19 protein-coding genes and 1 pseudogene are annotated in these 22,094 nt (G+C 62.9%); 15 read left to right on the top strand and 5 right to left on the bottom strand.

The window, feature by feature from the left end; translation table 11 throughout:
• Position 1 precedes the first annotated feature (1 nt).
• From ACQ4MJ_RS01155 to ACQ4MJ_RS01185, 7 genes are all read left to right on the top strand, one after another.
• On the top strand, positions 2-2,440 hold the full coding sequence (locus ACQ4MJ_RS01155) for a protein kinase domain-containing protein (RefSeq protein WP_431150672.1): 2,439 nt from the start codon (positions 2-4) through the stop codon (positions 2,438-2,440).
• 36 nt (positions 2,441-2,476) lie between these two features.
• A complete protein-coding gene (rodA, locus tag ACQ4MJ_RS01160; protein ID WP_055394909.1) occupies positions 2,477-3,649 on the top strand; it encodes a rod shape-determining protein RodA in 1,173 nt (390 codons plus the stop codon).
• Positions 3,650-3,778: 129 nt separating this feature from the next.
• Entirely contained in the window at positions 3,779-4,117 is a 339-nt protein-coding gene (locus ACQ4MJ_RS01165; protein WP_055394907.1) for a YegP family protein, read from the top strand.
• Positions 4,118-4,198: 81 nt separating this feature from the next.
• Positions 4,199-5,683, top strand: coding sequence for a metalloprotease TldD (gene tldD, locus ACQ4MJ_RS01170; RefSeq protein WP_431150670.1), 1,485 nt, complete (start codon positions 4,199-4,201; stop codon positions 5,681-5,683).
• Positions 5,684-5,803: 120 nt separating this feature from the next.
• Positions 5,804-6,343, top strand: a complete 540-nt coding sequence (locus tag ACQ4MJ_RS01175) for a hypothetical protein (protein ID WP_121421129.1) — start codon at positions 5,804-5,806, stop codon at positions 6,341-6,343.
• 299 nt (positions 6,344-6,642) lie between these two features.
• Positions 6,643-7,764, top strand: a complete 1,122-nt coding sequence (locus ACQ4MJ_RS01180) for a 3-deoxy-7-phosphoheptulonate synthase (RefSeq protein WP_121508589.1) — start codon at positions 6,643-6,645, stop codon at positions 7,762-7,764.
• Positions 7,765-7,869: 105 nt separating this feature from the next.
• Complete coding sequence (locus ACQ4MJ_RS01185; RefSeq protein ID WP_055395047.1) at positions 7,870-8,181, top strand: hypothetical protein; 312 nt, start codon at positions 7,870-7,872, stop codon at positions 8,179-8,181.
• Positions 8,182-8,229: 48 nt separating this feature from the next.
• Here the strand turns inward: ACQ4MJ_RS01185 and mpl are convergent, their stop codons facing one another.
• Complete coding sequence (mpl, locus tag ACQ4MJ_RS01190) at positions 8,230-9,654, bottom strand: UDP-N-acetylmuramate:L-alanyl-gamma-D-glutamyl-meso-diaminopimelate ligase (RefSeq protein WP_431150669.1); 1,425 nt, start codon at positions 9,652-9,654, stop codon at positions 8,230-8,232.
• Positions 9,655-9,828: 174 nt separating this feature from the next.
• On the opposite strand from mpl, the gene ACQ4MJ_RS01195 reads away from it, so the two are divergent.
• The 8 genes and pseudogenes from ACQ4MJ_RS01195 to ACQ4MJ_RS01230 all read left to right on the top strand — a co-directional run bounded on the left by ACQ4MJ_RS01195 (position 9,829) and on the right by ACQ4MJ_RS01230 (position 16,550).
• Positions 9,829-10,428, top strand: coding sequence for a hypothetical protein (locus ACQ4MJ_RS01195; RefSeq protein ID WP_121421126.1), 600 nt, complete (start codon positions 9,829-9,831; stop codon positions 10,426-10,428).
• On the top strand, positions 10,425-11,006 hold the full coding sequence (locus tag ACQ4MJ_RS01200; protein ID WP_218301715.1) for a TlpA family protein disulfide reductase: 582 nt from the start codon (positions 10,425-10,427) through the stop codon (positions 11,004-11,006). The genes ACQ4MJ_RS01195 and ACQ4MJ_RS01200 overlap by 4 nt, the downstream gene beginning before the upstream one ends.
• 235 nt (positions 11,007-11,241) lie before the next feature.
• Entirely contained in the window at positions 11,242-11,697 is a 456-nt protein-coding gene (gene accB, locus ACQ4MJ_RS01205; RefSeq protein WP_121421124.1) for an acetyl-CoA carboxylase biotin carboxyl carrier protein, read from the top strand.
• 7 nt (positions 11,698-11,704) lie between these two features.
• The gene (accC, locus tag ACQ4MJ_RS01210; protein ID WP_055395037.1) at positions 11,705-13,054 is read left to right on the top strand and encodes an acetyl-CoA carboxylase biotin carboxylase subunit; all 1,350 of its coding nucleotides are present in this window, start codon (positions 11,705-11,707) and stop codon (positions 13,052-13,054) included.
• Positions 13,055-13,130: 76 nt separating this feature from the next.
• Positions 13,131-14,033, top strand: coding sequence for a 50S ribosomal protein L11 methyltransferase (gene prmA / locus ACQ4MJ_RS01215; RefSeq protein WP_431150666.1), 903 nt, complete (start codon positions 13,131-13,133; stop codon positions 14,031-14,033).
• Between the two features lie 56 nt (positions 14,034-14,089).
• Positions 14,090-14,155, top strand: a pseudogene (locus ACQ4MJ_RS01220) (MJ0042-type zinc finger domain-containing protein); the annotation flags it as partial.
• 687 nt (positions 14,156-14,842) lie between these two features.
• Positions 14,843-15,628, top strand: coding sequence for a DUF3426 domain-containing protein (locus ACQ4MJ_RS01225; protein ID WP_431153126.1), 786 nt, complete (start codon positions 14,843-14,845; stop codon positions 15,626-15,628).
• Positions 15,629-15,653: 25 nt separating this feature from the next.
• Positions 15,654-16,550, top strand: coding sequence for a carbohydrate kinase family protein (locus tag ACQ4MJ_RS01230; protein ID WP_121508595.1), 897 nt, complete (start codon positions 15,654-15,656; stop codon positions 16,548-16,550).
• A 137-nt stretch (positions 16,551-16,687) separates the two neighbouring features.
• On the opposite strand, the gene ACQ4MJ_RS01235 is transcribed toward ACQ4MJ_RS01230, so the two are convergent.
• From ACQ4MJ_RS01235 to ACQ4MJ_RS01250, 4 genes are all read right to left on the bottom strand, one after another.
• The gene (locus ACQ4MJ_RS01235; protein WP_055395059.1) at positions 16,688-17,275 is read right to left on the bottom strand and encodes a hypothetical protein; all 588 of its coding nucleotides are present in this window, start codon (positions 17,273-17,275) and stop codon (positions 16,688-16,690) included.
• Positions 17,275-17,439, bottom strand: coding sequence for a hypothetical protein (locus ACQ4MJ_RS01240; RefSeq protein WP_158603296.1), 165 nt, complete (start codon positions 17,437-17,439; stop codon positions 17,275-17,277). The genes ACQ4MJ_RS01235 and ACQ4MJ_RS01240 overlap by 1 nt, the downstream gene beginning before the upstream one ends.
• Before the next feature lie 22 nt (positions 17,440-17,461).
• Positions 17,462-18,658 (bottom strand): ribonucleotide-diphosphate reductase subunit beta, encoded by a 1,197-nt coding sequence (locus tag ACQ4MJ_RS01245; RefSeq protein WP_218301718.1) that lies wholly within the window; start codon positions 18,656-18,658, stop codon positions 17,462-17,464.
• A gap of 135 nt (positions 18,659-18,793) precedes the next feature.
• Positions 18,794-21,733, bottom strand: coding sequence for a ribonucleoside-diphosphate reductase subunit alpha (locus ACQ4MJ_RS01250; protein WP_431150661.1), 2,940 nt, complete (start codon positions 21,731-21,733; stop codon positions 18,794-18,796).
• Positions 21,734-22,094: the final 361 nt, after the last annotated feature.

The following is a 22,094-nucleotide window of genomic DNA, read 5'->3' on the forward strand; positions in this document are numbered from 1 at the left end:
CATGACTGATTTTGCCCCGCTTTCCACCGCCAAACGCTGGGCTTTGGGATCCACCGACAAGCCTCCCACGTCGCTGGGCCGCTTTGAACTGAAAAAGCTGCTGGGCCGGGGCGCCCAGGCCACCGTGTGGCTGGCGCTGGACCCGCGCCTGCAGCGCGAGGTGGCCATCAAGCTCATGCGCCCCGTGGAGGACCAGGACCCGTCGGTGCTGGAGCACTGGCTGCGCGAAGCCCGGCATGTGGGGCGTCTGGCGCACCCCTTCATCGTTCCGGTGTTTGAGGCCGATGTGCAGGGCCGCCAGCCCTACATCGTGTTCGAGTACGTTCCAGGCAAGACGCTGGCCGAGCATCTGGCGCAGCAGGGGCGCTGCACGCCGCACGACGCAGTGGCGCTGATGGTGGATGTGCTGGATGGCCTGCAGGCCGCACACCAGGCCGGCATCGTGCACCGCGACCTCAAGCCTTCCAACATCATGATCGACACCCAGCGCCACGCGCGGGTGATGGACTTTGGCATGGCGGCGCCGGTGCAGGCTGTGCCGGATTCGCAACTGGCCAGTGGTACCCCGGCGTACCTCGCGCCCGAGGCGGCGGCCGGGGCGGCCCCTGCACCGGCCATGGATGTGTATTCGGCCGCCCTGGTGCTGGTGGAGCTGCTCACGGGCCGGCCACTGATCCACCAGAAAGACGCCTGGCAGGCGCTGTACCGCGTTGCAAACGAAACCCTGGTGCTGCCGGAAGACCTGGGGCCGGGCGTGGACGACGCCCTGCGGGCCATTTTGCAACGTGCGATGGCGCGCGAGCCGGGCCAGCGCTATCCGTCGGCGGCGGAGTTTCGCGATGCCTTGCGTGCCTGGGCCGCTCCGGCCAGCGCGCCCACGGCCGCCAGCAATGCCACGCTCGACTTCCTGCTGCGGCGCATGCGCCACAAGAGCGACTTTCCGGCGCTGTCGGACTCGGTGGCGCGCATCCAGCGCGTGGCCAACTCCGAGGACGACAGCATCAGCGATCTCACACACGAGATCCTCAAGGATGTGGCGCTCACCAACAAGTTGCTGCGCCTGGTCAACAGCGTGCATTTCGCGCATGCGGGCCGGGGCACCATCAGCACCGTGTCGCGGGCCGTGAGCCTGGTGGGCTTCAACGCCGTGCGCAACATGGCACTCAGCCTGGTGCTGCTGGACCACATGCAGGACAAGGCCCATGCAAGCCAGATGCGCGAGGAGTTTTTGCGCGCCATGATGGCTGGCTCTGTGGCGGCGGAGCTGTGCGAGCCCGGCCAGGCGGCTGAAGAGGCCTTCATTGGCGCGATGTTCCAGAACCTGGGCCGCATGTTGTGCGAGTTCTATTTTCCGGAAGAGGCGCGCCAGGTGCGCGCCCTGATGGAGACTGGCCGCGTGGAGGGGGGCGAAGAGTCGGCCGCGCTGCAGGTGCTGGGCTTGGGCTTCGAGGACCTGGGGGTGGGCGTGGCCCGCGTCTGGGGGCTGCCCGAGAGCCTGCAGCGCTGCATGCGCAAGCCCCTGGGCTCGCCCATGCAACGTGCGCCGGAGCAGGGGGTGGAGCGCCTGCGCTGGGTGGCAATGGCTGCCAATGAGGTGGCCAGCACCCTGCTGGCGAGCGATGCCGCGTCGCTGGAAGCCCACCTGGGCCAGATCGGCACCCGCTACTCCCGCACCCTGGCGCTGTCTGCCGCAGCGATTTCGGAGGGCACTTTGCGCGCCCGCCACAAGCTGGTGGCGCTGGCCGAGGCGCTGGACCTGCGCGTAGCCCCCGGCACGCCTGCGGCGCGGCTGCTGCAGCTGCCCCCGGCGGCCGGTGCCGGGCCCGCGCAGGATGACGCCCTGGGCTCGCACGAGCTGCGGGCCAGCGAAACCCAGCCCTTGCCAGCGGTGCTGGAGTCGCAGGCCAGCGGCGCCGTGTCGGTCGCGCAGGTCAACGAAGTGCTGGCAGCGGGCATCCAGGACATCACCAATGCCATGGTCGAGAGTTTTCAGCTCAACGACGTGTTGCGCATGATCCTGGAGACCATGTTCCGCGCGCTGGGGTTTCGGCGCATGGTGTTTTGCCTGCGTGAGGCACGCACCGATTTGCTGACCGGCCGCTTTGGCCTGGGCGAGGGTAGCGATGCCGCCGTGCGTGCCATGAAAGTCCCGCTCAAGGCGCCGGGCGACCTGTTTGCCGCCGTCTGCCTGCGCGGTGCCGATACGCTCATCAACGACGCGACGGAGCCCAAGATGCAGGCCCGCCTGCCCGAGTGGTACCGCGCGGGGCTCAATGCCCCCTCGTTCTTGCTGCTTCCGCTGCAGATCAAGGGGCAGACGTTTGCGCTTATCTATGCCGACCAGTCCACGGCAGGGGGCATCGTGGTGGACGACAAGGCCCTGGGCCTGCTGCGCACCCTGCGCAACCAGGCGGTGATGGCCTTCCGCCAGGCGGGGTGACGGTGGCGCGGCCCCAAGGGCCGCGATAATCCCGCGATGGCCGTTGTTTTTGAAAAGCCCTCGCTCGCCCAGCGTTTTCTTCCCCTGTTTCGCGGGTTTGACCTGCCGCTCATGCTGGTGGTGGCGTTGCTCGCCTGCGCCGGGCTGGTGGCCATGTATTCATCGGGCTACGACCACGGCACACGGTTTTCGGACCATGGGCGCAACATGCTCATTGCGGGTGCCATTTTGTTCATGGTGGCCCAGGTGCCGCCCCAGAAAATCATGCTGTTCGCTGTGCCGCTGTATGCGGCTGGCGTGGCGCTGCTCTTGGCGGTGGCGCTGTTTGGCATCACCAAAAAAGGGGCGACGCGCTGGATCAATGTGGGCATCGTCATCCAGCCCAGCGAGATCCTGAAAATTGCCATGCCCCTGATGCTGGCCTGGTGGTTCCAGAAACGCGAGGGCACCTTACGCCCGCTCGACTTTGCGGCGGCAGGGCTGCTGCTGGCCGTTCCGGTGGGGCTGATCATGAAGCAGCCCGATCTGGGTACGTCGCTACTGGTTCTGGCAGCTGGCCTGTCCGTGATCTTCTTTGCCGGGCTCTCTTGGAAACTGGTGCTGCCACCGGTGGTGCTGGGGGGCGTGGGCATCCTGGCCCTGGTGTTGCTGGGGGACCAGTTGTGCGCGGACGGCGTGCGCTGGTCGGTGCTGCACGACTACCAGCAGCAGCGCATCTGCACCCTGCTCGACCCCACACGCGACCCGCTGGGCAAGGGGTTCCACATCATCCAGGGCATGATCGCCATCGGCTCGGGTGGCATGTGGGGCAAGGGTTTCATGGCGGGTACGCAGACCCATCTGGAGTTCATCCCCGAGCGCACCACCGACTTCATCTTTGCCGCGTTCTCCGAGGAGTTCGGGCTGGCAGGCAACCTGTTTCTGCTGGTCTGCTTTTTGATGCTGGTCTGGCGCGGCCTGGCCATCGCCGCAGGGGCCACCAGCCTGTTCGGACGCCTGATGGCCGGGGCGGTCTCGATGATCTTTTTCACCTATGCCTTTGTGAACATGGGTATGGTCAGCGGCATCCTGCCCGTGGTGGGCGTGCCGCTGCCTTTCATCAGTTATGGCGGCACCGCCATGGTCACCCTGGGCCTGGCGCTGGGCATCCTGATGTCGGTGGCCCGGGCCCAGAAGCAGGACCCCAAGGACGCTCGGCCTGCCCTATAGCCATAGGCTCCGCTGGGAGATCAGGAACACCTTCCAGGGTCTTTACCCAGGCGTTGCGTGCAGGGCGGCAAGAGGGTACAAACCGGCAGGCCAACTGTGCCTTGGCCTATGCAACCGGAGGGATTCCCTATGGCGGCGAAGTTCGAGCTGAAGAAGTCGAAGAACGATAAATTTGTCTTCAACCTGTTGGCCTCCAATGGCCAGATCATCCTCACCAGCGAGATGTACGAATCACGGGCCAGTGCACTGAACGGCATCGAATCCGTGCGCAAGAACGCTCCCGATGATGGCCGGTTCGGTCGCCTGAGCGCCAAGGATGGATCGCCCTATTTCACGCTCAAGGCGGGCAATGGCCAGGTGATCGGCCAAAGCCAGATGTATTCCGGTGCCAAGGCGCGCGATGCCGGTATCGAGTCGGTGCAGACCCATGCACCCCAGGCCGCGCTGGACGACCAGACGACGGCCTGACGCTTTGCGTGGGCGCTTTGAGGCATAGGGGCATGTGCCCCCTTGTCCGGCAGGGTGGGGCTGCGCGCCTAAAATGCCCCGATGACTTTCCGCTCCACCACTGCCGCGCCCCAGCGTGCGGCCACCAGCCAGCGCATCGATGTCGCTCGCGAATTGTTGCTGACCCCTTTCGGGCTTGACGAAAGCCATCTGGCACGGGCACTGGCCGAGATCCGCACCCACAAGGTGGACGATGCCGACCTGTACTTCCAGTACACCCGCAGCGAGGGCTGGAGCCTCGAAGAGGGCATCGTCAAGACTGGTTCCTTCAGCATCGACCAGGGTGTGGGTGTGCGCGCGGTGAGCGGCGAGAAGACGGCGTTTGCCTATTCGGACGACATCTCCGAGGCGTCCTTGTTGGACGCAGCCCGAACTGTAAGGTCTATTTCGGCCGCAGCGCAGGCGGGTAAATCGCGAGTAGCTCCTAAAAAAGTAGCGGCAGGCCGCAGCCTGTACCCCGGCGTGGACCCCATAGCCTCGCTCGACAGCACCGCCAAGGTGGCCTTGCTGGAAAAGCTGGAGCAGCGCGCCCGCGCCAAGGACCCGCGCGTGGCGCAGGTCATGGCAGGGCTGGCGAGCGAATACGACGTGGTGCTGGTGGCCCGTGCCGACGGCACCCTGGCGGCCGATGTGCGCCCGCTGGTGCGCCTGTCGGTCACAGTGATCGCCGAGCAGAATGGCCGCCGCGAAATGGGTTCGGCGGGCGGCGGTGGTCGTTTCGGCCTGGCCTATTTTGACGACGAGCAGATGGGCAAGTACGTGGACGAGGCCGTGAATGCGGCCCTGGTCAACCTCGAATCGCGCCCCGCCCCTGCGGGTGAGATGACGGTGGTGCTGGGGTCGGGCTGGCCCGGCATCCTGCTGCACGAAGCCATTGGCCACGGGCTGGAAGGCGACTTCAACCGCAAGGGCTCGAGCGCATTCAGCGGCCGCATCGGCCAACGCGTGGCGGCCAAGGGCGTGACGGTGCTGGACGACGGCACCATCGCCGACCGCCGTGGATCGCTCAACGTGGACGACGAGGGCCACGCCAGCCAGCGCAATGTGCTGATCGAGGACGGCATCTTGAAGGGCTACATCCAGGATTCGCTCAACGCGCGCCTGATGGGTGTGGCACCCACCGGCAACGGTCGCCGCGAGAGCTATGCCCACATTCCCATGCCGCGCATGACCAACACCTACATGCTGGGCGGCGACAAGGACCCGCAGGAAATCATCGGCAGCATCAAGAAGGGCCTGTACGCCAGCAACTTCGGCGGCGGACAGGTGGACATTACCTCGGGAAAATTCGTGTTCTCGGCCAGCGAAGCCTACTGGGTGGAAAACGGCAAGATCCAATACCCCGTGAAAGGCGCGACCATCATCGGCAGCGGCCCCGAGTCGCTCAAGAAAGTCACCATGATCGGTAACGACATGCGCCTTGACAGCGGCGTAGGCACCTGCGGCAAGGAAGGCCAGAGCGTACCCGTGGGCGTGGGCCAGCCTACGCTGCGTATCGAGGGGTTGACGGTGGGTGGCACGGCCTGACGATCGGCGACAGCGTTCCTGCTTCGGCTCGACACGCTGACTGTTGCTCGCTTCCACCATCTTTGGCCTTGTGCGGTGCACAAAGCCCATGGTGCATGCTCTGGCAGCGCAAAATGGCGCATGCCCGCGACGCGCCCCAGTCAGCTGCTGACCCTTCAATCATTTGGTGACATCAGCCGCTTTCTGCGTGAAGGCGTGGCCGATGAGGAGTCTCGTCAACTGCGCGATAGCTTGAGCGCGCTCTCAACGCAGATCGACGAGGCGGTGCGGATCCGCCGCACCAGCACCGATACCACCGCCATCACCCGGCGTGTGTTGACTTTGTCGCATTGCGCCCGCGAGCACCAGTTGTTCCTGACGGGCCTGGGATCGGCTTGGCACGCGTTGTACGAGTTCGGGGCCTATGAGCGTGCGCTGAGGGAGTTGCGCAATGCGATCGCGGACTGGCAGCAGATGCTGGAGCGGCGCAGCCCGAAGGAAAGTGCAAGCTTCGACCAGTTCGAGCTTCTGGCCTGGCGCACGCTGGGCGAGGCGCTGCTGCTCATCGACATGTATGAGCACCAGAGCGATCCACCCAGTGACCTGCAGGATCGGGCGCCGCCGCGCAAGCTGTCAGTCCTGCAGCGTGCGAGCGCTTGGTTTCGTCGCTGGAGGCGTTGAATCAGGGGGTTGGAAGTGGGGCCTGGTAGGCATCCGGATTACCATTGCTGTCGCGCAATCGCAACAATCCGGGGGTGCTGCACTGCCGCACTCCTGTGCTACATTGGCTGCCATGCAAGTTCGCAGCGCGTTTTATTTTTGGTTTTTTATCTCGGTCCCCGGCGGATGAGAGGAAAACGCGCAAGCAAACACAACCTTCCCATACCAACCGCCGACGCTGCAAAGCCCGGCGGTTTTTGTTTTTCTGCCCTCCCGTTTTTTCATCCCTCCAACTACTTTTACTCCACGAGGAAGCAACCATGACGGCCACCACCACCCCGACCAGCGATGCCTGGTACCGCAGCGTCGAGAAAACCAGCCAGACCGACGACGAACGTATCAAGGACATTACCGTGTTGCCTCCTCCCGAGCATCTGATCCGCTTTTTCCCGATCCGTGGAACGCCGGTCGAGACGCTGATCACCCAGACCCGCAAGAACATCCACAACATCATGGCCGGCAAGGATGACCGCCTGCTGGTGGTGATCGGCCCATGCTCCATCCACGATCCGGCTGCCGCTGTGGAGTACGCGCGCCGCCTCATGGCCGCGCGCACGCAGTACGCCGACACCCTGGAAATCGTGATGCGGGTGTACTTTGAGAAGCCACGCACCACGGTGGGCTGGAAGGGCCTCATCAACGACCCGTACCTCGACGAAAGCTACCGCATCGACGAAGGCCTGCGCATTGCGCGCCAGCTGCTGATCGAAATTAACCGCCTTGGCATGCCCGCCGGCAGCGAGTTCCTGGATGTGATTTCGCCCCAGTACATCGGCGACCTCATCAGCTGGGGCGCCATTGGCGCCCGCACCACAGAAAGCCAAGTGCACCGCGAGCTGGCCTCCGGCATCTCGGCGCCTATCGGCTTCAAGAACGGCACGGATGGCAACATCCGCATTGCCACCGACGCGATCCAGTCGGCCAGCCGGGGCCACCACTTCCTGTCGGTGCATAAAAACGGCCAGGTGGCCATCGTCAACACCAAGGGCAACAAGGATTGCCACGTGATCCTGCGCGGCGGCAAGACGCCCAACTACGACGCTGCCAGCGTGGCCGCTGCCTGCAAGGACCTCGAAGCCGCCAAGCTGCCCGCCACCCTGATGGTGGACTGCAGCCATGCCAACAGCAGCAAGCAACATGAAAAGCAGCTCGACGTGGCGCGCGACATCGCCGCTCAGCTCGCCGGTGGCTCGCGCAGTGTGTTCGGCCTCATGATCGAGAGCCACCTCACCGCCGGTGCCCAGAAGTTCTCACCGGGCAAGGACCAGCCCGGCGCGCTGGAGTATGGCAAGAGCATCACGGACGCCTGCCTGGGCTGGGACGATTCGCTGACGGCGCTGGCTGAGCTGTCTGACGCCGTGAAGGCGCGCCGCGCGCGGTGATCTGCGCTGCTGGCCGAAGGCCCTAAACTGGAAACCCGTGGCGGGCCGTGCAAGGGAGCACGGCAGTCGCCGCCACGGTTTCAGTAGATAGAAAGGCAAACCATCATGCACAGCGAAGTGTCGGTCCGTCTGGCCGGAAACCAGGAATTCCGTTTTGATCTGGAGGGCGCCGAGCCCATGGGCCACGAGGCTGGCAGGCGCTGGCTGGATGATCAGTTCACCGCGCTCGATTGCGAACCCCTGCGCGCCAGCGGCAAGGTGCTGCTGGCGGACAAGGTGCTCACAGTGGCCCGCGCTGCGGGGGCTTCGTTGCTGGCCGACCCGGCATGGTCCCGTGACTTTGCGCGCGCTGCCAGCGCGGCGCTCGCCAAGCCCGTGGTGCGCGTGGACGTCCCCGGCATGGCGGTATCGTTCTAGTTTTTGAAGAATATCAGGCTCTGGCGCTTGCCAGGTAAGCGTCAGCAGCTATTTATTTTGTAGCGATTCCAGCAGTTTGGCGTGGATGCCGCCAAATCCCCCGTTGCTCATGCACACGATGTGATCCCCCGGGCGGGCTGCCGCTGTGACCTGTTTTACCAGGGTGTTGATGTCGGCAGCGGTTTGCGCCCGCAGGCCTGGGCCCACGCCCAGGGGGGCTAGGGCCTGCGCTGCGTCCCAGTCCAGCCCGGCCGTGTGGCAGAACGCGAGGTCGGCAGGCTCCAGCGCCCACGGCAGTTGGGCCTTCATGGCGCCCAGTTTCATGGTGTTGCTGCGGGGCTCGAACACCGCCAGGATGCGCGCACCCTGGCCCAGGCTGCGGCGCAGGCCGTCCAGCGTGGTTCTCAGGGCAGTGGGGTGGTGGGCAAAGTCGTCATACACCGCAACGCCATTCACGGTGCCGCGCAGTTCCATGCGTCGCTTCACGTTCTGAAAGGTGGCCAGTGCCGTAGCGGACTGCTCGGGGCTCACGCCTACATGGTGAGCGGCGGCAATGGCCGCCAGTGCGTTGAGCTGGTTGTGCACGCCAGTCAGCGCCCACTCCACCCGGGCGGCCTTGCGCCCCTGGTGCAGCACGTCGAATGCCTGGGGATCGCCTTCGGCGGAAAAGTCGCTGACGGCTTCACCAAAGCTGGACACTTCGCTCCAGCAGCCCGTGTGCAGTACGCGGGTGAGGCTTTCTTCGAGACCGTTGACCACCACACGGCCCGACGGCGGCACCGTGCGCACGAGGTGGTGAAACTGCCGCTCGATGGCGGCCAAGTTGTCAAAGATGTCTGCGTGGTCGAACTCCAGGTTGTTCAGCACGGCAGTGCGGGGGCGGTAGTGCACAAACTTGCTGCGCTTGTCGAAGAAGGCTGTGTCGTATTCGTCAGCCTCGATCACGAACAGCGGCGCATCCCCCAGCGGCGCACTGCCGGGTGATGGTCGCCGGGGCGCCCCCAGTCGGGCGGACACGCCGAAATTCAGCGGTACTCCGCCAATCAGAAAACCCGGCTGCTGACCGGCGCTTTCCAGAATCCAGGCCAGCATTGAGGTGGTCGTCGTCTTGCCATGGGTGCCAGCCACCGCCAGCACATGGCGGCCTTGTAGTACATGCTCGGCCAGCCACTGCGGGCCGCTGGTGTAGGGCAGGCCTGCGTCCAGGATGGCTTCCATCAACGGAAATTTGGGCGAACCGTCCGGCAGGCGGACGCGGCTGACCACGTTGCCGATGACAAACATGTCGGGCTGCAGGGCCAGTTGGTCGGCGCCAAAACCTTCGATCAGATCGATGCCCAGGGCCCGCAATTGGTCGCTCATCGGCGGGTAAACGCCAGCGTCGCAACCCGTCACCTTGTGCCCTGCCTCGCGTGCGAGCGCGGCCAAGCCGCCCATGAACGTGCCGCAGATGCCCAGTATGTGTATATGCATGGGCGCAGATTCTAAGGTTCAATAAAAAACAAGCCTCCAGCGCTTGGTGGATAAGCGCGAGAAGCTATGAAAAATATAGTGACCCTGGGCATATCTAGGGGTAACCCGTAGTCCAGGCAGGTGCTTCGGGCCACAATGCGGTTTCTTTCCCTGCCACCACCATTCCCTACCGCCATGCACACACCTTTGAGCGACGAAATCGCCCACACCACGGCCCGGCTGGTGGTGGAAGAGGGCCTGGAATGGGGCCCGGCCAAGCGCCGTGCGCTGCGCCAGATGGGCCTGCCTGCCCGCACACCCCTGCCGAGCAACGACCAAGTCGAGGCCGCCGTGCGGGAGTACATCCAGCTCTTTTGTGCCGATACGCAGCCGCACGAGCTGCGGGCGCTGCGCCAGCTGGCCCTCGTGTGGATGGAGCGCATGGCGGCATTCCGTCCCCATCTGGCAGGGGCTGTATGGCATGGTACGGCCACGCGGCTGTCCGACATTTACCTGCAGTTGTTCTGCGATGACTCCAAATCTGCAGAAATAGCGCTCATCGATCACCATGTGGACTACGAGCCACGCACGGTCACCGGTTTTCATGGTGAGTCGGTCGAAGCGCTGAGCCTGGGCAGCAAGTCGCCCGAACTCAATGAGATGATCGGGGTGCACTTGATGATCTATGACCTCGATGACCTGCGCGGCGCTTTGCGCCCGGATGCCCAAGGGCGTGTGCCGCGCGGTGACATGACCGCCGTTCGGCGCCTGCTCCAGGAAACCCCTGCCCCATGACAAGCCCTTCCGATCGCCCTGAGTCCATCCCCGCCACCAGCGATGCGCAACCGTCGGCCGCACGTAGGCGACTGCTGTACGCCGGGGTGGCAGGCGCAGCAGCGTTGGGGGGTGCCGGCCTGGCATGGTGGAAGTTCCAGCCCCATGCCATGGAGCAGGGGGTGGAAGAAGCGCTCTGGGCGATGGAGTTTGAAAAGCCTGAAGGGGGCGTGGTGGCGCTGAAGTCTCTGGCTGGCAAGCCGCTGCTGCTGAACTTCTGGGCCACCTGGTGCCCGCCCTGTGTGGAAGAGCTGCCCATGCTCAATGCTTTCTATCGCCAACAGGCGCCGAACGGATGGCAAGTTCTGGGATTGGCCATCGACCAGCCCTCTGCCGTGCGCAAGTTTCTGCAGCGTATTCCGCTGGAGTTCCCCGTGGGCCTTGCCGGACTGGGCGGTACCGACCTGGGGCGATCACTGGGCAACCTTACCGGTGGCCTGCCGTTTACCGTGGTGCTCGGGGGCAATGGACGTGTCCTGCACCGTAAAATGGGGCAAATCACCCCGCAAGACCTCCAGCTGTGGGCGCCTCTGCGCTGATCGACCAAGCCTTCTGTTCGGCATTTTTGTAGGCCCCGGCTGGGTATCGACATGATGTAGTTCATCAAAAATACCTGTGGAAGACGGAGATAGGCTGAAATTGGAGTAAATTCGCGCCCTATTCAGTCATGACTTGCGCAAAGCAGGGCTCAGGCAGGCGGCTCGCCCAACGCGAGGCGGCTACTGCGTCCCGATTGGCGTAAGTCCTATCAGTTTTATAGCCGTTGGAGCTCCCATGGATCTGCGAAAACTCAAAACCCTCATCGATCTCGTGTCCGAGTCGAACGTATCTGAACTCGAAATCACGGAAGCCGAGGGCAAAGTCCGCATCGTCAAGAGCGTGGGTGGTGTCGTTCAGCAGTACGTCCCCGCCCCGATGCAAGCGCCTGCGCCCCCTGCGTCTGCCGCCGCCCAAGTTGCCGAGTTGCCTGCGCCCTCGGCCCCTGCAGTCCCTGCTGGCCACATCGTCAAGTCACCCATGGTGGGCACGTTCTACCGTTCGTCCAGCCCTGGCGCCAAGGCTTTTGTTGAAGTCGGCAGCCAGGTCAAGGAAGGCGAAACCATCTGCATCATCGAAGCGATGAAGATCCTCAACGAAATCGAGGCCGACAAGTCGGGAACCGTCACCCGCATCCTGGGTGAAAACGGTCAGGCCGTGGAATACGGCCAACCTTTGTTCGTCATCGAATAAGGCGCGCATGTTCAAGAAAATCCTGGTCGCAAACAGAGGGGAGATCGCCCTTCGCATTCAGCGCGCCTGCCATGAGTTGGGTGTCAAGGCCGTGATGGTCTACTCCGAGGCCGACCGCGACGCCAAATACGTCAAGCTCGCCGAAGAAGCGGTGTGCATCGGCCCAGCGCCCTCGCCGTTGTCCTACCTGAACATGCCAGCCATCATCTCGGCCGCCGAGGTGACCGACGCCGAGGCCATTCACCCCGGCTATGGCTTCCTGTCTGAGAACGCAGATTTCGCCGAGCGCGTGGAAAAGAGTGGCTTCCAGTTCATCGGCCCCACCCCCGAGTCGATCCGCATCATGGGCGACAAGGTGTCGGCCAAGCAGGCCATGATCCGCGCAGGCGTGCCCTGCGTGCCGGGCTCTGAGGGCGAGTTGCCCGACGATCCGGTGCAGATCCGCCGAATCGCCAAGGCCGTGGGCTACCCGGTGATCATCAAGGCCGCAGGCGGCGGTGGTGGCCGTGGCATGCGCGTGGTGCACACCGAAGCTGCCTTGGTCAATGCGGTGCAGATGACCAAGGCCGAAGCGGGCGCTGCGTTTGGCAATCCTGCGGTGTATATGGAGAAGTTCCTCCAGAACCCGCGCCACATCGAAATCCAGATCCTGGCCGACAAGCACCGCAATGCGGTGTATTTGGGCGAGCGCGACTGCTCCATGCAACGCCGCCACCAGAAGGTCATCGAAGAGGCTCCAGCCCCCGGCATCCCCCGCAAACTGATCGAGAAGATCGGCGAGCGCTGCGTGGCCGCGTGCAAGAAGATCGGCTACCGTGGCGCGGGCACGTTCGAGTTCTTGTACGAAAACGGCGAGTTCTACTTCATCGAGATGAACACCCGTGTGCAGGTGGAACACCCCGTCACCGAGTGGATCACCGGCGTGGACATCGTGAAGACGCAGATCATGGTCGCGGCCGGCGAGAAGCTGCCGTTCACCCAGCGCCAGATCGAGATCCGGGGCCATGCCATCGAGTGCCGGATCAATGCAGAAGACCCTTACAAGTTCATTCCGTCGCCCGGGCGTATCACAACGTGGCATCCACCAGGCGGCCCCGGCGTGCGTGTGGATTCGCATGCGTACACCAACTACTTTGTGCCGCCTAACTACGACTCGATGATCGGCAAGATCATCGTGCACGGCGACACGCGCGAGCAGGCCCTGGCCCGCATGCGCACGGCGCTGTCCGAGACGGTGATCGAAGGCATCAACACCAACGTGCCGCTGCACCGCGAGCTGATGGTGGACGCCAAGTTCATGGCCGGTGGCACCAACATCCATTACCTGGAAGAGTGGCTGTCGCAGCACAAGCGCTGAAATCGTATTGCGCAGTCATTCACATGCTGGCTCCTGGCAACGGGTGCCAGCATTTCACTTTTTCTGAGAGGCTTCTATGTTTGAGCTGAGTCTGATGTGTCCCGAGGACCGGATCGAGGCGGTCAGCGATGCGCTGGATGCGCTGGATGCGCTGAGCGTTTCGGTGGAGGATGCTGATGCCCAGACCGACGCCGAGCAGGCCTTGTTTGGCGAGCCTGGCATGCCGCCGCCCAAGGACGGCTGGCAGCGCAGCAGGGTGGTAGCGCTCTTTCCTTCGGAGGTGGCAGCCCGGGAGGCCCAGCAACTGCTGGTGGTGCAGGATTTTTTTGCGGGCTGCCAGGTGCTGGGGGTTGCCCACGTGCCCGAGCAGGACTGGGTGCGGCTCACGCAATCGCAATTTGCGCCTGTGGACATCACGCCGGATTTTTGGATAGTTCCTACCTGGCACGAACTTCCCGCCGAGGCAAAGCGCAGCATCCGGCTGGATCCGGGCCTGGCGTTTGGCACCGGCACCCACCCCACGACGCGCATGTGTCTGCGCTGGATTGCCCGTAACGGTGCCACCGAGTCGTCCATGGGCAATCCGCTGGGCCGGGTTCTGGACTATGGCTGTGGCTCTGGCATCCTCGCCATTGGTGCGGCCAAGTTTGGTGCCACGGACATCGATGCGGTCGATATTGATCCTGCGGCGGTCGAGTCCACCGCGCTGAATGCACAGGCCAATGACGTGCGGCTCCACGCGGGACTGCCCGACAAGGCACGGGGTGAATACCAGACGGTGCTGGCAAACATTCTTGCCACCCCCTTGCGCGTGCTGGCGCCCCTCTTGTGCAGCCACGTCGCGCCCGGCGGGAATCTGGTGCTGGCAGGCATTTTGGAACGTCAGGCTGAGGAGTTGAAAGAGGCATATGCTCCCTGGCTTCAGCTTGATGTGGCGGATACAGAAGATGGCTGGATCTTGATGATCGCCCGCCGCTAAGACGGGGCCGAAGCCCGCTTCGCCGGGGTCGCACGCGCCTCTACAATCCATCGCTGATGAGCCAGATCACTCGCTGCCCGTCCTGCTCTACCTCGTTCAAGGTGGTGGCGGACCAATTGCGCATCTCGCAAGGGTGGGTGCGTTGTGGTCAATGCAAAGAGGTGTTTGACGCTTCGGCGCACCTGCTTCCAGCGGCTCCACCAGCGTTGTTGCCCGATGTCTCGTTGACCGACATACGTCCGCCATCCATGCCGGTGGCGCGCAAGGCAGAGACGGGGCGGTCATGGGGTGAGCCGACTTCTTCGCCACCACCGGTTGCCCCATCTGCGGGGGCGCTATCGCCAGCCTCCGAAAAACCAGCGTTTTCGCTGTTTCCCGCAGGTACTTCCGACGTAATGGCGGGGTTGCCGGATGCACAGGCCCAGGTGGTGGCTCCGGTTCTGGAGGTTCCACAGCCTGCGGTGCCCGCGTTTCTGTCTGCGGCAGCCGGGGCGGTGGCACCTGGTGCCGATGCGGGAATCGGCCCCTTCACTCCATTTGCCTGGCGCCCGGACTCCGTGCGCAATGTGCCAACAACGGGCGGGGATGTTGCAGGGATGCGGAGCGATGCCGTCGCCTTGCCTCCTTTGGCCTTTCCCGAGGTGGCAGCTGATAGGCCATCCTCTTTGCCCAAGGGGGAGCACCCTACTGCCTCGTTGTCAGCCGTCTTGCCCGGTGCAGGCGATGGAACATCACTCCCTGCAGGGTATGAGTTACCTGCTGCTGCTCTTCGAGACGGCGAAGAGGTGGCTTCTGATCCAGCTGCAGCCGTGGCGTTGACCCCTATGGGATATCCCGCACTGGAGTTGCCTACCAAGACGGCGTTGCCGGTGGAAGGTGCGGAGCCGGAAGAGCGGGCTGAAGAGCCCGTGCCGCCGGTGGGTTTTGCGCAGCCCGCGACGCCTGAACCCGAGCCGGAGGCACTTGCGCTCGTGGAAGACCATTCGCCCGCAGCCGTGTTGCAGGCATCGGCTCGCAAGCGATCCTCGGTCCGAAAGGCGTCGGATGCCGTTGCCGAGGACGATGACCCTGAGGCCGGACAGGAAGTCAGCTTTGTAGTCGCTGCCCGGCGCAAGGCGTTCTGGCGCAGGCCGATGGTGCGCACGGTGCTTGGAGTGCTGCTTTTGATGTCTGTGGCGGGACTTGCGCTGCAGGTCGCTGTTCAGGAGCGTGACCGCCTTGCCGCGATGGATGCGCGTGCCAGGCCATGGTTGATGGCGTTGTGCGCTCCCTTGCACTGCGAGATCGCGCCGCCGCGCCAGATTGCGGATGTGGTCATCGACAGTTCTTCGTTCAACAAGGCCCGAGGTGATAGCTATCAACTCGCGCTGACCATGAAGAGCAAGGCCTCGATACCTCTGGCCATGCCCGCCGTCGAGTTGACGTTGACCGATGCGCAGGACCAGCCAGTGCTTCGGCGTGTGCTTTTGCCCACTGACATGGGGGCTCCCATGGAGTTGTCTGCAGGGGGCGAATGGAGTTCGTCCGTGTCAGTGATTGTGACCACCGGCGGAGCGCGTGTTGCTGGCTATCGGTTGCTGGCGTTTTATCCCTGATTTTTTACCAACCTACTTCTTTGATATGGCTGCCCTCATTTGTGGTTCTCTGGCGTTCGACACCATCATGACCTTCGAGGGCCGTTTTGCCGAGCAGATACTGCCCGACCAGCTGCACATCCTGAACGTCTCTTTCCTGGTGCCTTCGTTGCGGCGCGACTTTGGTGGTTGTGCGGGCAACATTGCGTATAGCCTCAAGTTGCTCGGCGGTGAGCCATTGCCAATGGCCATGCTGGGCAGCGATGGCGCTGACTATCTGCAGCGCCTGGAATTGCTGGGTATCAGTGCGCGTCATGTGGGGCAGGTCCAGGACACCTACACCGCACAAGCCATGATCATGACGGACCGTGACAACAACCAGATCACCGCCTTCCACCCTGGGGCGATGATGCAGGCACATGTGAACCGCATCGAGGCAGATGTGGGGGTGAGCGTGGGGATCATCGCGCCGGATGGTCGTGACGCCATGCTTGAACACGCGGCCCAGTTTGTGGCGGCCGGTATTCCTTTTGTATTTGACCCGGGCCAGGGCTTGCCCATGTTCAATGGCGAAGAGCTGGCGAGGTTCGTGGACCAGGCTTCCTGGGTGACGGTCAATGACTACGAGGGGAAAATGCTTTGCGACCGCACGGGCTGGACGCTTGCAGAGATTTCGCGCAAGGTAAAGGGGCTTGTGGTGACGCTGGGCGCGGAGGGCTGCGAGGTCTGGGTGGATGGTCAGAAAACCCATGTACCCGCCGTGGTGCCTGCCCAAGTGGTGGATCCTACGGGGTGTGGTGATGCTTGGCGGGGCGCGTTGTTGTTCGGCCTGGAAAAGGGCTGGCCGCTGGTGCGTTGCGCCGAGCTGGGCAACCGGGTAGGAGCCCTCAAGATTGCACAGCGGGGCCCGCAAAACTACACACTGGATTTCATCCCCGCGTAATAGGGCCAGCTTTCCATGAAGTCACGGGGCGCCATTGCTGCCGGCTTCTTGTGTTGCACGGCGTGTGGTGTGCAACACGAACAGGCACAAAAAAACCCGGTGCGCAGGCACCGGGTTGAGCGTGTGATACGCCAGGATTAAGGCTTGTTGCCCGTAGGGAAGGGCCAGGCTGCCTGAGGATTCAGGGTGGTCTGTGCTGCTGGAGCTGCTGCCGCAGGGGCAGGCGCCTTGGGGGCCTTCTTGGCCGGTGCAGCTTTTTTTGCAGGAGCCTTGGCGGGAGCGGCCTTCTTGGCAGCCGTTGCCTTCTTGGCGGGAGCCGCCTTCTTGGCTGGGGCGGCAGGCTTCTTCGCTGCTACTGCCTTCTTGGCGGGAGCGGCTTTCTTTGCCGGTGCTGCTGCCTTCTTGGCAGGTGCGGCCTTCTTCGCTGCTACTGCCTTCTTGGCGGGAGCGGCTTTCTTTGCCGGTGCTGCTGCCTTCTTGGCGGGTGCGGCCTTCTTCGCTGCTACTGCCTTTTTGGCGGGAGCGGCTTTCTTTGCCGGTGCTGCTGCCTTCTTGGCAGGTGCAGCCTTCTTCGCTGCTACTGCCTTCTTGGCGGGAGCGGCTTTCTTTGCCGGTGCTGCTGCCTTCTTGGCAGGTGCAGCCTTCTTCGCTGCTACTGGTTTTGCAGGTGCAGCTTTTTTCGCTGGGGTCGCCTTCTTAGCGGCTGGTTTTTTCGCAGTTGCCATCATGTTCTCCTTGGGTCAATTTGCAAAGAGCACTTCCTGTCTGCAGTGGACACGAAGCGATCCATGGCGATGGAGAAATCCCCATCGCCATGAACACGGGAACGCCCTGCACCGCAACGCACTGCAGCGCTGCTTGTGGTGGTGGGCGTGGTGTAAAAATCCATGGTGGTGTGTTGCGAAAAGGCGCTAGTCCCAGGACAGCGCACCACCGGATTGGTATTCAATAACCCGGGTCTCGAAGAAGTTGCGTTCCTTCTTGAGGTCAATCATCTCGCTCATCCACGGGAACGGGTTTTCTTCATTGGGAAACAGCGTCTCCAGCCCGATTTGTGTGGCACGGCGGTTGGCGATGTAACGCAGGTATCCCTTGAACATCGATGCATTCATGCCCAGCACGCCGCGCGGCATGGTGTCTTCAGCGTAGCGGTACTCGAGTTCAACCGCCTTGAGGAACAGCGCCTTGATCTCGGCCTTGAATTCAGCGGTCCACAGATGGGGATTTTCCAGCTTGAGCTGGTTGATCAGGTCAATGCCAAAGTTGCAGTGCATCGACTCGTCGCGCAAGATGTACTGGTACTGCTCGGCGGCGCCAGTCATCTTGTTCTGGCGGCCCAGTGCAAGGATCTGTGTGAAGCCGACGTAGAAGAACAGGCCTTCCATCAGGCAGGCAAACACGATCAGCGACTTGAGGAGCGTCTGGTCGGTATCGGGCGTGCCAGTGTGGAAGTTCGGATCCATGATCGCCTCGATGAAGGGGATCAGGAACTGGTCTTTGTCGCGGATGGACTGGACTTCGTTGTACGCGTTGAAAATCTCGCTCTCATCCAGCCCCAGCGATTCCACGATGTACTGATAGGCGTGCGTGTGGATAGCTTCTTCAAAGGCCTGGCGCAGCAGGAACTGGCGGCACTCGGGTGCCGTGATGTGGCGATAGGTGCCCAGCACGATGTTGTTGGCAGCCAGCGAGTCGGCCGTGACAAAGAAGCCCAGGTTGCGCTTGATGATGCGGCGTTCGTCATCGGTCAGGCCATTGGGGTCCTTCCACAACGCGATGTCGCGCGTCATGTTCACTTCCTGAGGCATCCAATGGTTGGCGCAGGTGGCCAGGTATTTTTCCCAGGCCCACTTGTATTTGAACGGGACCAGCTGATTGACATCCGTCTGCCCGTTGATGATGCGTTTGTCGGCGGCGTTCACGCGGCGTTGCGTGGCTGCGGCAGGTGTTGCGTGCGGTGCTGCAGAGGCCGTCATCGGTGCGTGCACTTCCTGCAGTGAGGGGGTTTGGAAAGGCAAAGGCGGCTGTCCCGCCGGGTGGCTTTGGTTCAGTCCACCGTCCAGTTGATTTTGCGATGAGGGCTTGACTTCTTCGTCCCAGGTCAACATAGATTTTCCAGTGTTCGGATTATGAAAGCAGTGCTGCGAAAAGAAAAGCACTGAAGCGTTGTGCAGCAAGGATTTGTTGCTTCACAGCACATGCGCGACACCTCGGAAGAGCCCAAGGTGTCGCGTGCGAAGTTCTTATTGGCAGGCTTCGCAGCCGGGATCATCGATAGCGCAGAACTTGACGTCCGTAGCAGGCACTGCTGATGCTTGATGGGTGGCTTCAGCAACTGCCGCATCGAGTGCGCTGGGTTTCGCTGCAACGGGCACCGACGCTGCCGATGCGCCACTGTCATTGCCCGATGAAACGGCATTGAGCTGGCGTGTATTCACGGTGCTCATTTCGACGTGTGTGGCGCTTTGTGTGCGCAGGTAATACGTGGTCTTGAGGCCACGGATCCAGGCCAGCTTGTAGGTGTCGTCGAGCTTCTTGCCCGATGCGCCGGCCATGTAGATGTTCAGGCTCTGCGCCTGATCAATCCATTTCTGGCGACGCGATGCGGCTTCCACCAGCCACTGCGGCTCGACTTCAAACGCTGTGGAGTACAGCGCCTTGATGTCCTGTGGCACCCGATCGATGGGGTGCAGCGAACCCTTGAAGTGCTTGAGGTCCATGATCATCACGTCATCCCACAGTCCCAGGCGCTTGAGGTCGCGCACCAGCCCACCGTTGATGACCGTGAATTCACCCGACAGGTTGGACTTGACCGACAGGTTGCCGAACGAAGGCTCGATCGAGGCATCAACGCCGATGATGTTGGAGATGGTGGCCGTGGGGGCAATGGCGACGCAGTTGGAGTTGCGCATGCCGTCCTGTGCAATCTTCTTGCGCAGGGCATCCCAGTCCAGGGTGGACGAGCGATCCACTTCCACATATCCGCCACGGGCCTGCGAGAGCATGTCCAGCGTGTCGAAAGGCAGGATGCCGCGATCCCACAGCGAGCCCTTGTAGCTGGAGTACTGGCCGCGTTCCCGGGCCAATTCGGTGGAGGCCCAGTAGGCGTAGTAGCAGATGGCCTCCATCGACTTGTCGGCGAATTCCACGGCCTCCTGCGAGGCGTAGGGAATGCGCAGTTCGTACAGGCTGTCTTGGAACGCCATGACGCCCAGGCCCACGGGGCGGTGGCGCAGATTGGAGTCGCGGGCCTTCTTGACGGCGTAATAGTTGATGTCGATCACGTTGTCGAGCATGCGCATGGCAACCGTGATGGTATTCTTGAGCTTCTCGTGGTCGATCTGGCCGTCCTTGATGTGCTGCAGCAGGTTGACCGAACCGAGATTGCAGACGGCGGTTTCGGTGTCGCTGGTGTTGAGTGTGATCTCAGTGCACAGGTTGGACGAGTGCACCACACCAGCGTGCTGCTGGGGCGAGCGCACGTTGCAGGCATCCTTGAAGGTGATCCAAGGATGGCCGGTCTCGAACAGCATGGTCAGCATCTTGCGCCACATGTCGGTGGCCTGCACCGTCTTGGCGGGTTTGATCTCGCCGCGCGCGGCCTTCTCTTCGTAGGCCACATAGGCCTTCTCGAAGTCGGCGCCGAACAGATCGTGCAGGTCGGGCACGTTGGAGGGCGAGAACAATGTCCAGGTGCCCTTTTCCATCACGCGGCGCATGAACAGGTCAGGGATCCAGTTGGCCGTGTTCATGTCGTGCGTGCGGCGGCGGTCGTCGCCAGTGTTCTTGCGCAGTTCCAGGAACTCTTCGATATCCAGGTGCCAGGTTTCCAGGTAGGTGCAGACGGCGCCTTTGCGCTTGCCGCCCTGGTTCACCGCCACAGCGGTGTCGTTGACCACCTTGAGGAAGGGCACCACGCCTTGCGATTCGCCGTTCGTGCCCTTGATGTGGGAGCCCAGGGCGCGCACGCGGGTCCAGTCATTGCCCAGGCCACCAGCAAACTTGGACAGCAGGGCGTTTTCCTTGATCGATTCGTAGATACCATCCAGGTCGTCGGGCACCGTGGTCAGGTAGCAGCTGGACAGCTGCGAGCGCAGGGTGCCGCTGTTGAACAGCGTGGGGGTGGACGACATGAAGTCGAAGGACGACAGCACTTCGTAGAACTCGATTGCGCGGGCCTCGCGGTCGGTTTCATTGAGTGCCAGGCCCATGGCCACGCGCATGAAGAACGCCTGGGGCAGTTCGATGCGGGTTTTCTTGACGTGCAGGAAGTAGCGGTCATACAGGGTCTGCAGGCCGAGGTAGTCGAACTGAAGGTCGCGCTCGGCCTTGAGCGCGGCGCCCAGGCGGTTCAGGTCGTATTGCTTGAGCAGGCGCTCGTCCAACAGCTCGTTGTCCACCCCCTTCTGGATGAAGGCGGGGAAATAGTCCCTGTAGGCCTGGCCCATGTCGCTCTGGGCGACCTCGCGTCCCAGCACTTCGCGCACGATGGTATGCAGCAGCAGGCGGGCCGTGGCATAGGTGTAGTCAGGGTCTTTTTCGATCAGGGTGCGGGCGGCGAGGATGGACGCCTTGTAGACCTCGTCCATGGGAACGCCGTCATACAGGTTGCGCATGGTCTCGGCGACGATGGGCGCGGCCTGGATGTCGGCGCCGAGGTTGGCGCAGGCCGATTCGATGAGCCCGTGCAGGCGCAGGATGTCCAGCTGCACGCGTTGGCCGTTGTCGATCACGTTCAACATGGGGGTTGCGGGCGCGAGCTGTTCCTGGTGGTGGGCACGCTCTTGCGTGCGGCGCTCGCGGTACAGAACATAGGCCCGGGCGACTTCGTGGTGTTCGCCGCGCATCAGGCCCAGTTCAACCTGATCCTGCACGTCTTCAATATGGAAGGTGCCGCCACCGGGACGCGAGCGCATGAGGGCGCGGACCACATTCTGGGTGAGCGTGTCCACCACCTCGCGCACGCTGGCGGAGGCGGCGCCCTGCGTGCCGTGCACTGCCAGAAATGCCTTCATCATCGCCACCGCAATTTTTTGCGGCTCAAAGGGAACGACTGCTCCGTTGCGGCGAATGATCTGATAGTGCGCCAGCGAGTTACCCGCCGCTGCTGGTGCGGACTGGGTGTTTGGGGCCTCGGGGGAGGCGGCATGGGGCGTGGAAGGCGTGTTCAAAGCAGCTTGCATGGGGGGTCCTCTTCTGTGGGCTGTCTGGGGTGTGGTGCGCGGCCTGGATGCCGTCGCAGCGTGTGAGTGGTGCGGCGGACTACTGTCTGGCGCACACTATATATGGTGTGTCACATGCATTCAAGACACTACCGGTAGTGTACCGTCGTATTGCCCTCAGAAAAACGAAACAGCATGTCAGCGGCGCCGCAGGGCCTTCTGCTGACCCCGCCGGAACCCGTTGCCCCTGCGGAAAAGCAGGGCGAAAACCTCGCAAACACAAGCGTTTCGAGCGGATTTTCTGCGCGAGGCCGCGTGGTGTCTGGGGACGCGACGATGTGCAAATGCACATAGAAAAAAGTCGCTGAATGTGGCGCTGCCA

Origin of the sequence: Acidovorax facilis, assembly GCF_050626955.1 — a bacterium.
Taxonomy (GTDB): domain Bacteria; phylum Pseudomonadota; class Gammaproteobacteria; order Burkholderiales; family Burkholderiaceae_C; genus Acidovorax; species Acidovorax facilis.

What these genes read in the sequence shown, in the direction of transcription:
- rodA (WP_055394909.1), top strand. Translation starts at nt 2,477, where the DNA reads ATGGCCGTTGTTTTTGAAAAGCCCTCGCTCGCCCAGCGTTTTCTTCCC.
- ACQ4MJ_RS01230 (WP_121508595.1), top strand. Translation starts at nt 15,654, where the DNA reads ATGGCTGCCCTCATTTGTGGTTCTCTGGCGTTCGACACCATCATGACC.
- ACQ4MJ_RS01185 (WP_055395047.1), top strand. Translation starts at nt 7,870, where the DNA reads ATGCACAGCGAAGTGTCGGTCCGTCTGGCCGGAAACCAGGAATTCCGT.
- ACQ4MJ_RS01175 (WP_121421129.1), top strand. Translation starts at nt 5,804, where the DNA reads ATGCCCGCGACGCGCCCCAGTCAGCTGCTGACCCTTCAATCATTTGGT.
- ACQ4MJ_RS01195 (WP_121421126.1), top strand. Translation starts at nt 9,829, where the DNA reads ATGCACACACCTTTGAGCGACGAAATCGCCCACACCACGGCCCGGCTG.
- accC (WP_055395037.1), top strand. Translation starts at nt 11,705, where the DNA reads ATGTTCAAGAAAATCCTGGTCGCAAACAGAGGGGAGATCGCCCTTCGC.
- ACQ4MJ_RS01235 (WP_055395059.1), bottom strand. Translation starts at nt 17,275, where the DNA reads ATGGCAACTGCGAAAAAACCAGCCGCTAAGAAGGCGACCCCAGCGAAA.
- tldD (WP_431150670.1), top strand. Translation starts at nt 4,199, where the DNA reads ATGACTTTCCGCTCCACCACTGCCGCGCCCCAGCGTGCGGCCACCAGC.
- ACQ4MJ_RS01200 (WP_218301715.1), top strand. Translation starts at nt 10,425, where the DNA reads ATGACAAGCCCTTCCGATCGCCCTGAGTCCATCCCCGCCACCAGCGAT.
- ACQ4MJ_RS01180 (WP_121508589.1), top strand. Translation starts at nt 6,643, where the DNA reads ATGACGGCCACCACCACCCCGACCAGCGATGCCTGGTACCGCAGCGTC.
- ACQ4MJ_RS01165 (WP_055394907.1), top strand. Translation starts at nt 3,779, where the DNA reads ATGGCGGCGAAGTTCGAGCTGAAGAAGTCGAAGAACGATAAATTTGTC.
- prmA (WP_431150666.1), top strand. Translation starts at nt 13,131, where the DNA reads ATGTTTGAGCTGAGTCTGATGTGTCCCGAGGACCGGATCGAGGCGGTC.
- ACQ4MJ_RS01155 (WP_431150672.1), top strand. Translation starts at nt 2, where the DNA reads ATGACTGATTTTGCCCCGCTTTCCACCGCCAAACGCTGGGCTTTGGGA.
- ACQ4MJ_RS01240 (WP_158603296.1), bottom strand. Translation starts at nt 17,439, where the DNA reads ATGGATTTTTACACCACGCCCACCACCACAAGCAGCGCTGCAGTGCGT.
- accB (WP_121421124.1), top strand. Translation starts at nt 11,242, where the DNA reads ATGGATCTGCGAAAACTCAAAACCCTCATCGATCTCGTGTCCGAGTCG.
- mpl (WP_431150669.1), bottom strand. Translation starts at nt 9,654, where the DNA reads ATGCATATACACATACTGGGCATCTGCGGCACGTTCATGGGCGGCTTG.
- ACQ4MJ_RS01245 (WP_218301718.1), bottom strand. Translation starts at nt 18,658, where the DNA reads ATGTTGACCTGGGACGAAGAAGTCAAGCCCTCATCGCAAAATCAACTG.
- ACQ4MJ_RS01250 (WP_431150661.1), bottom strand. Translation starts at nt 21,733, where the DNA reads ATGCAAGCTGCTTTGAACACGCCTTCCACGCCCCATGCCGCCTCCCCC.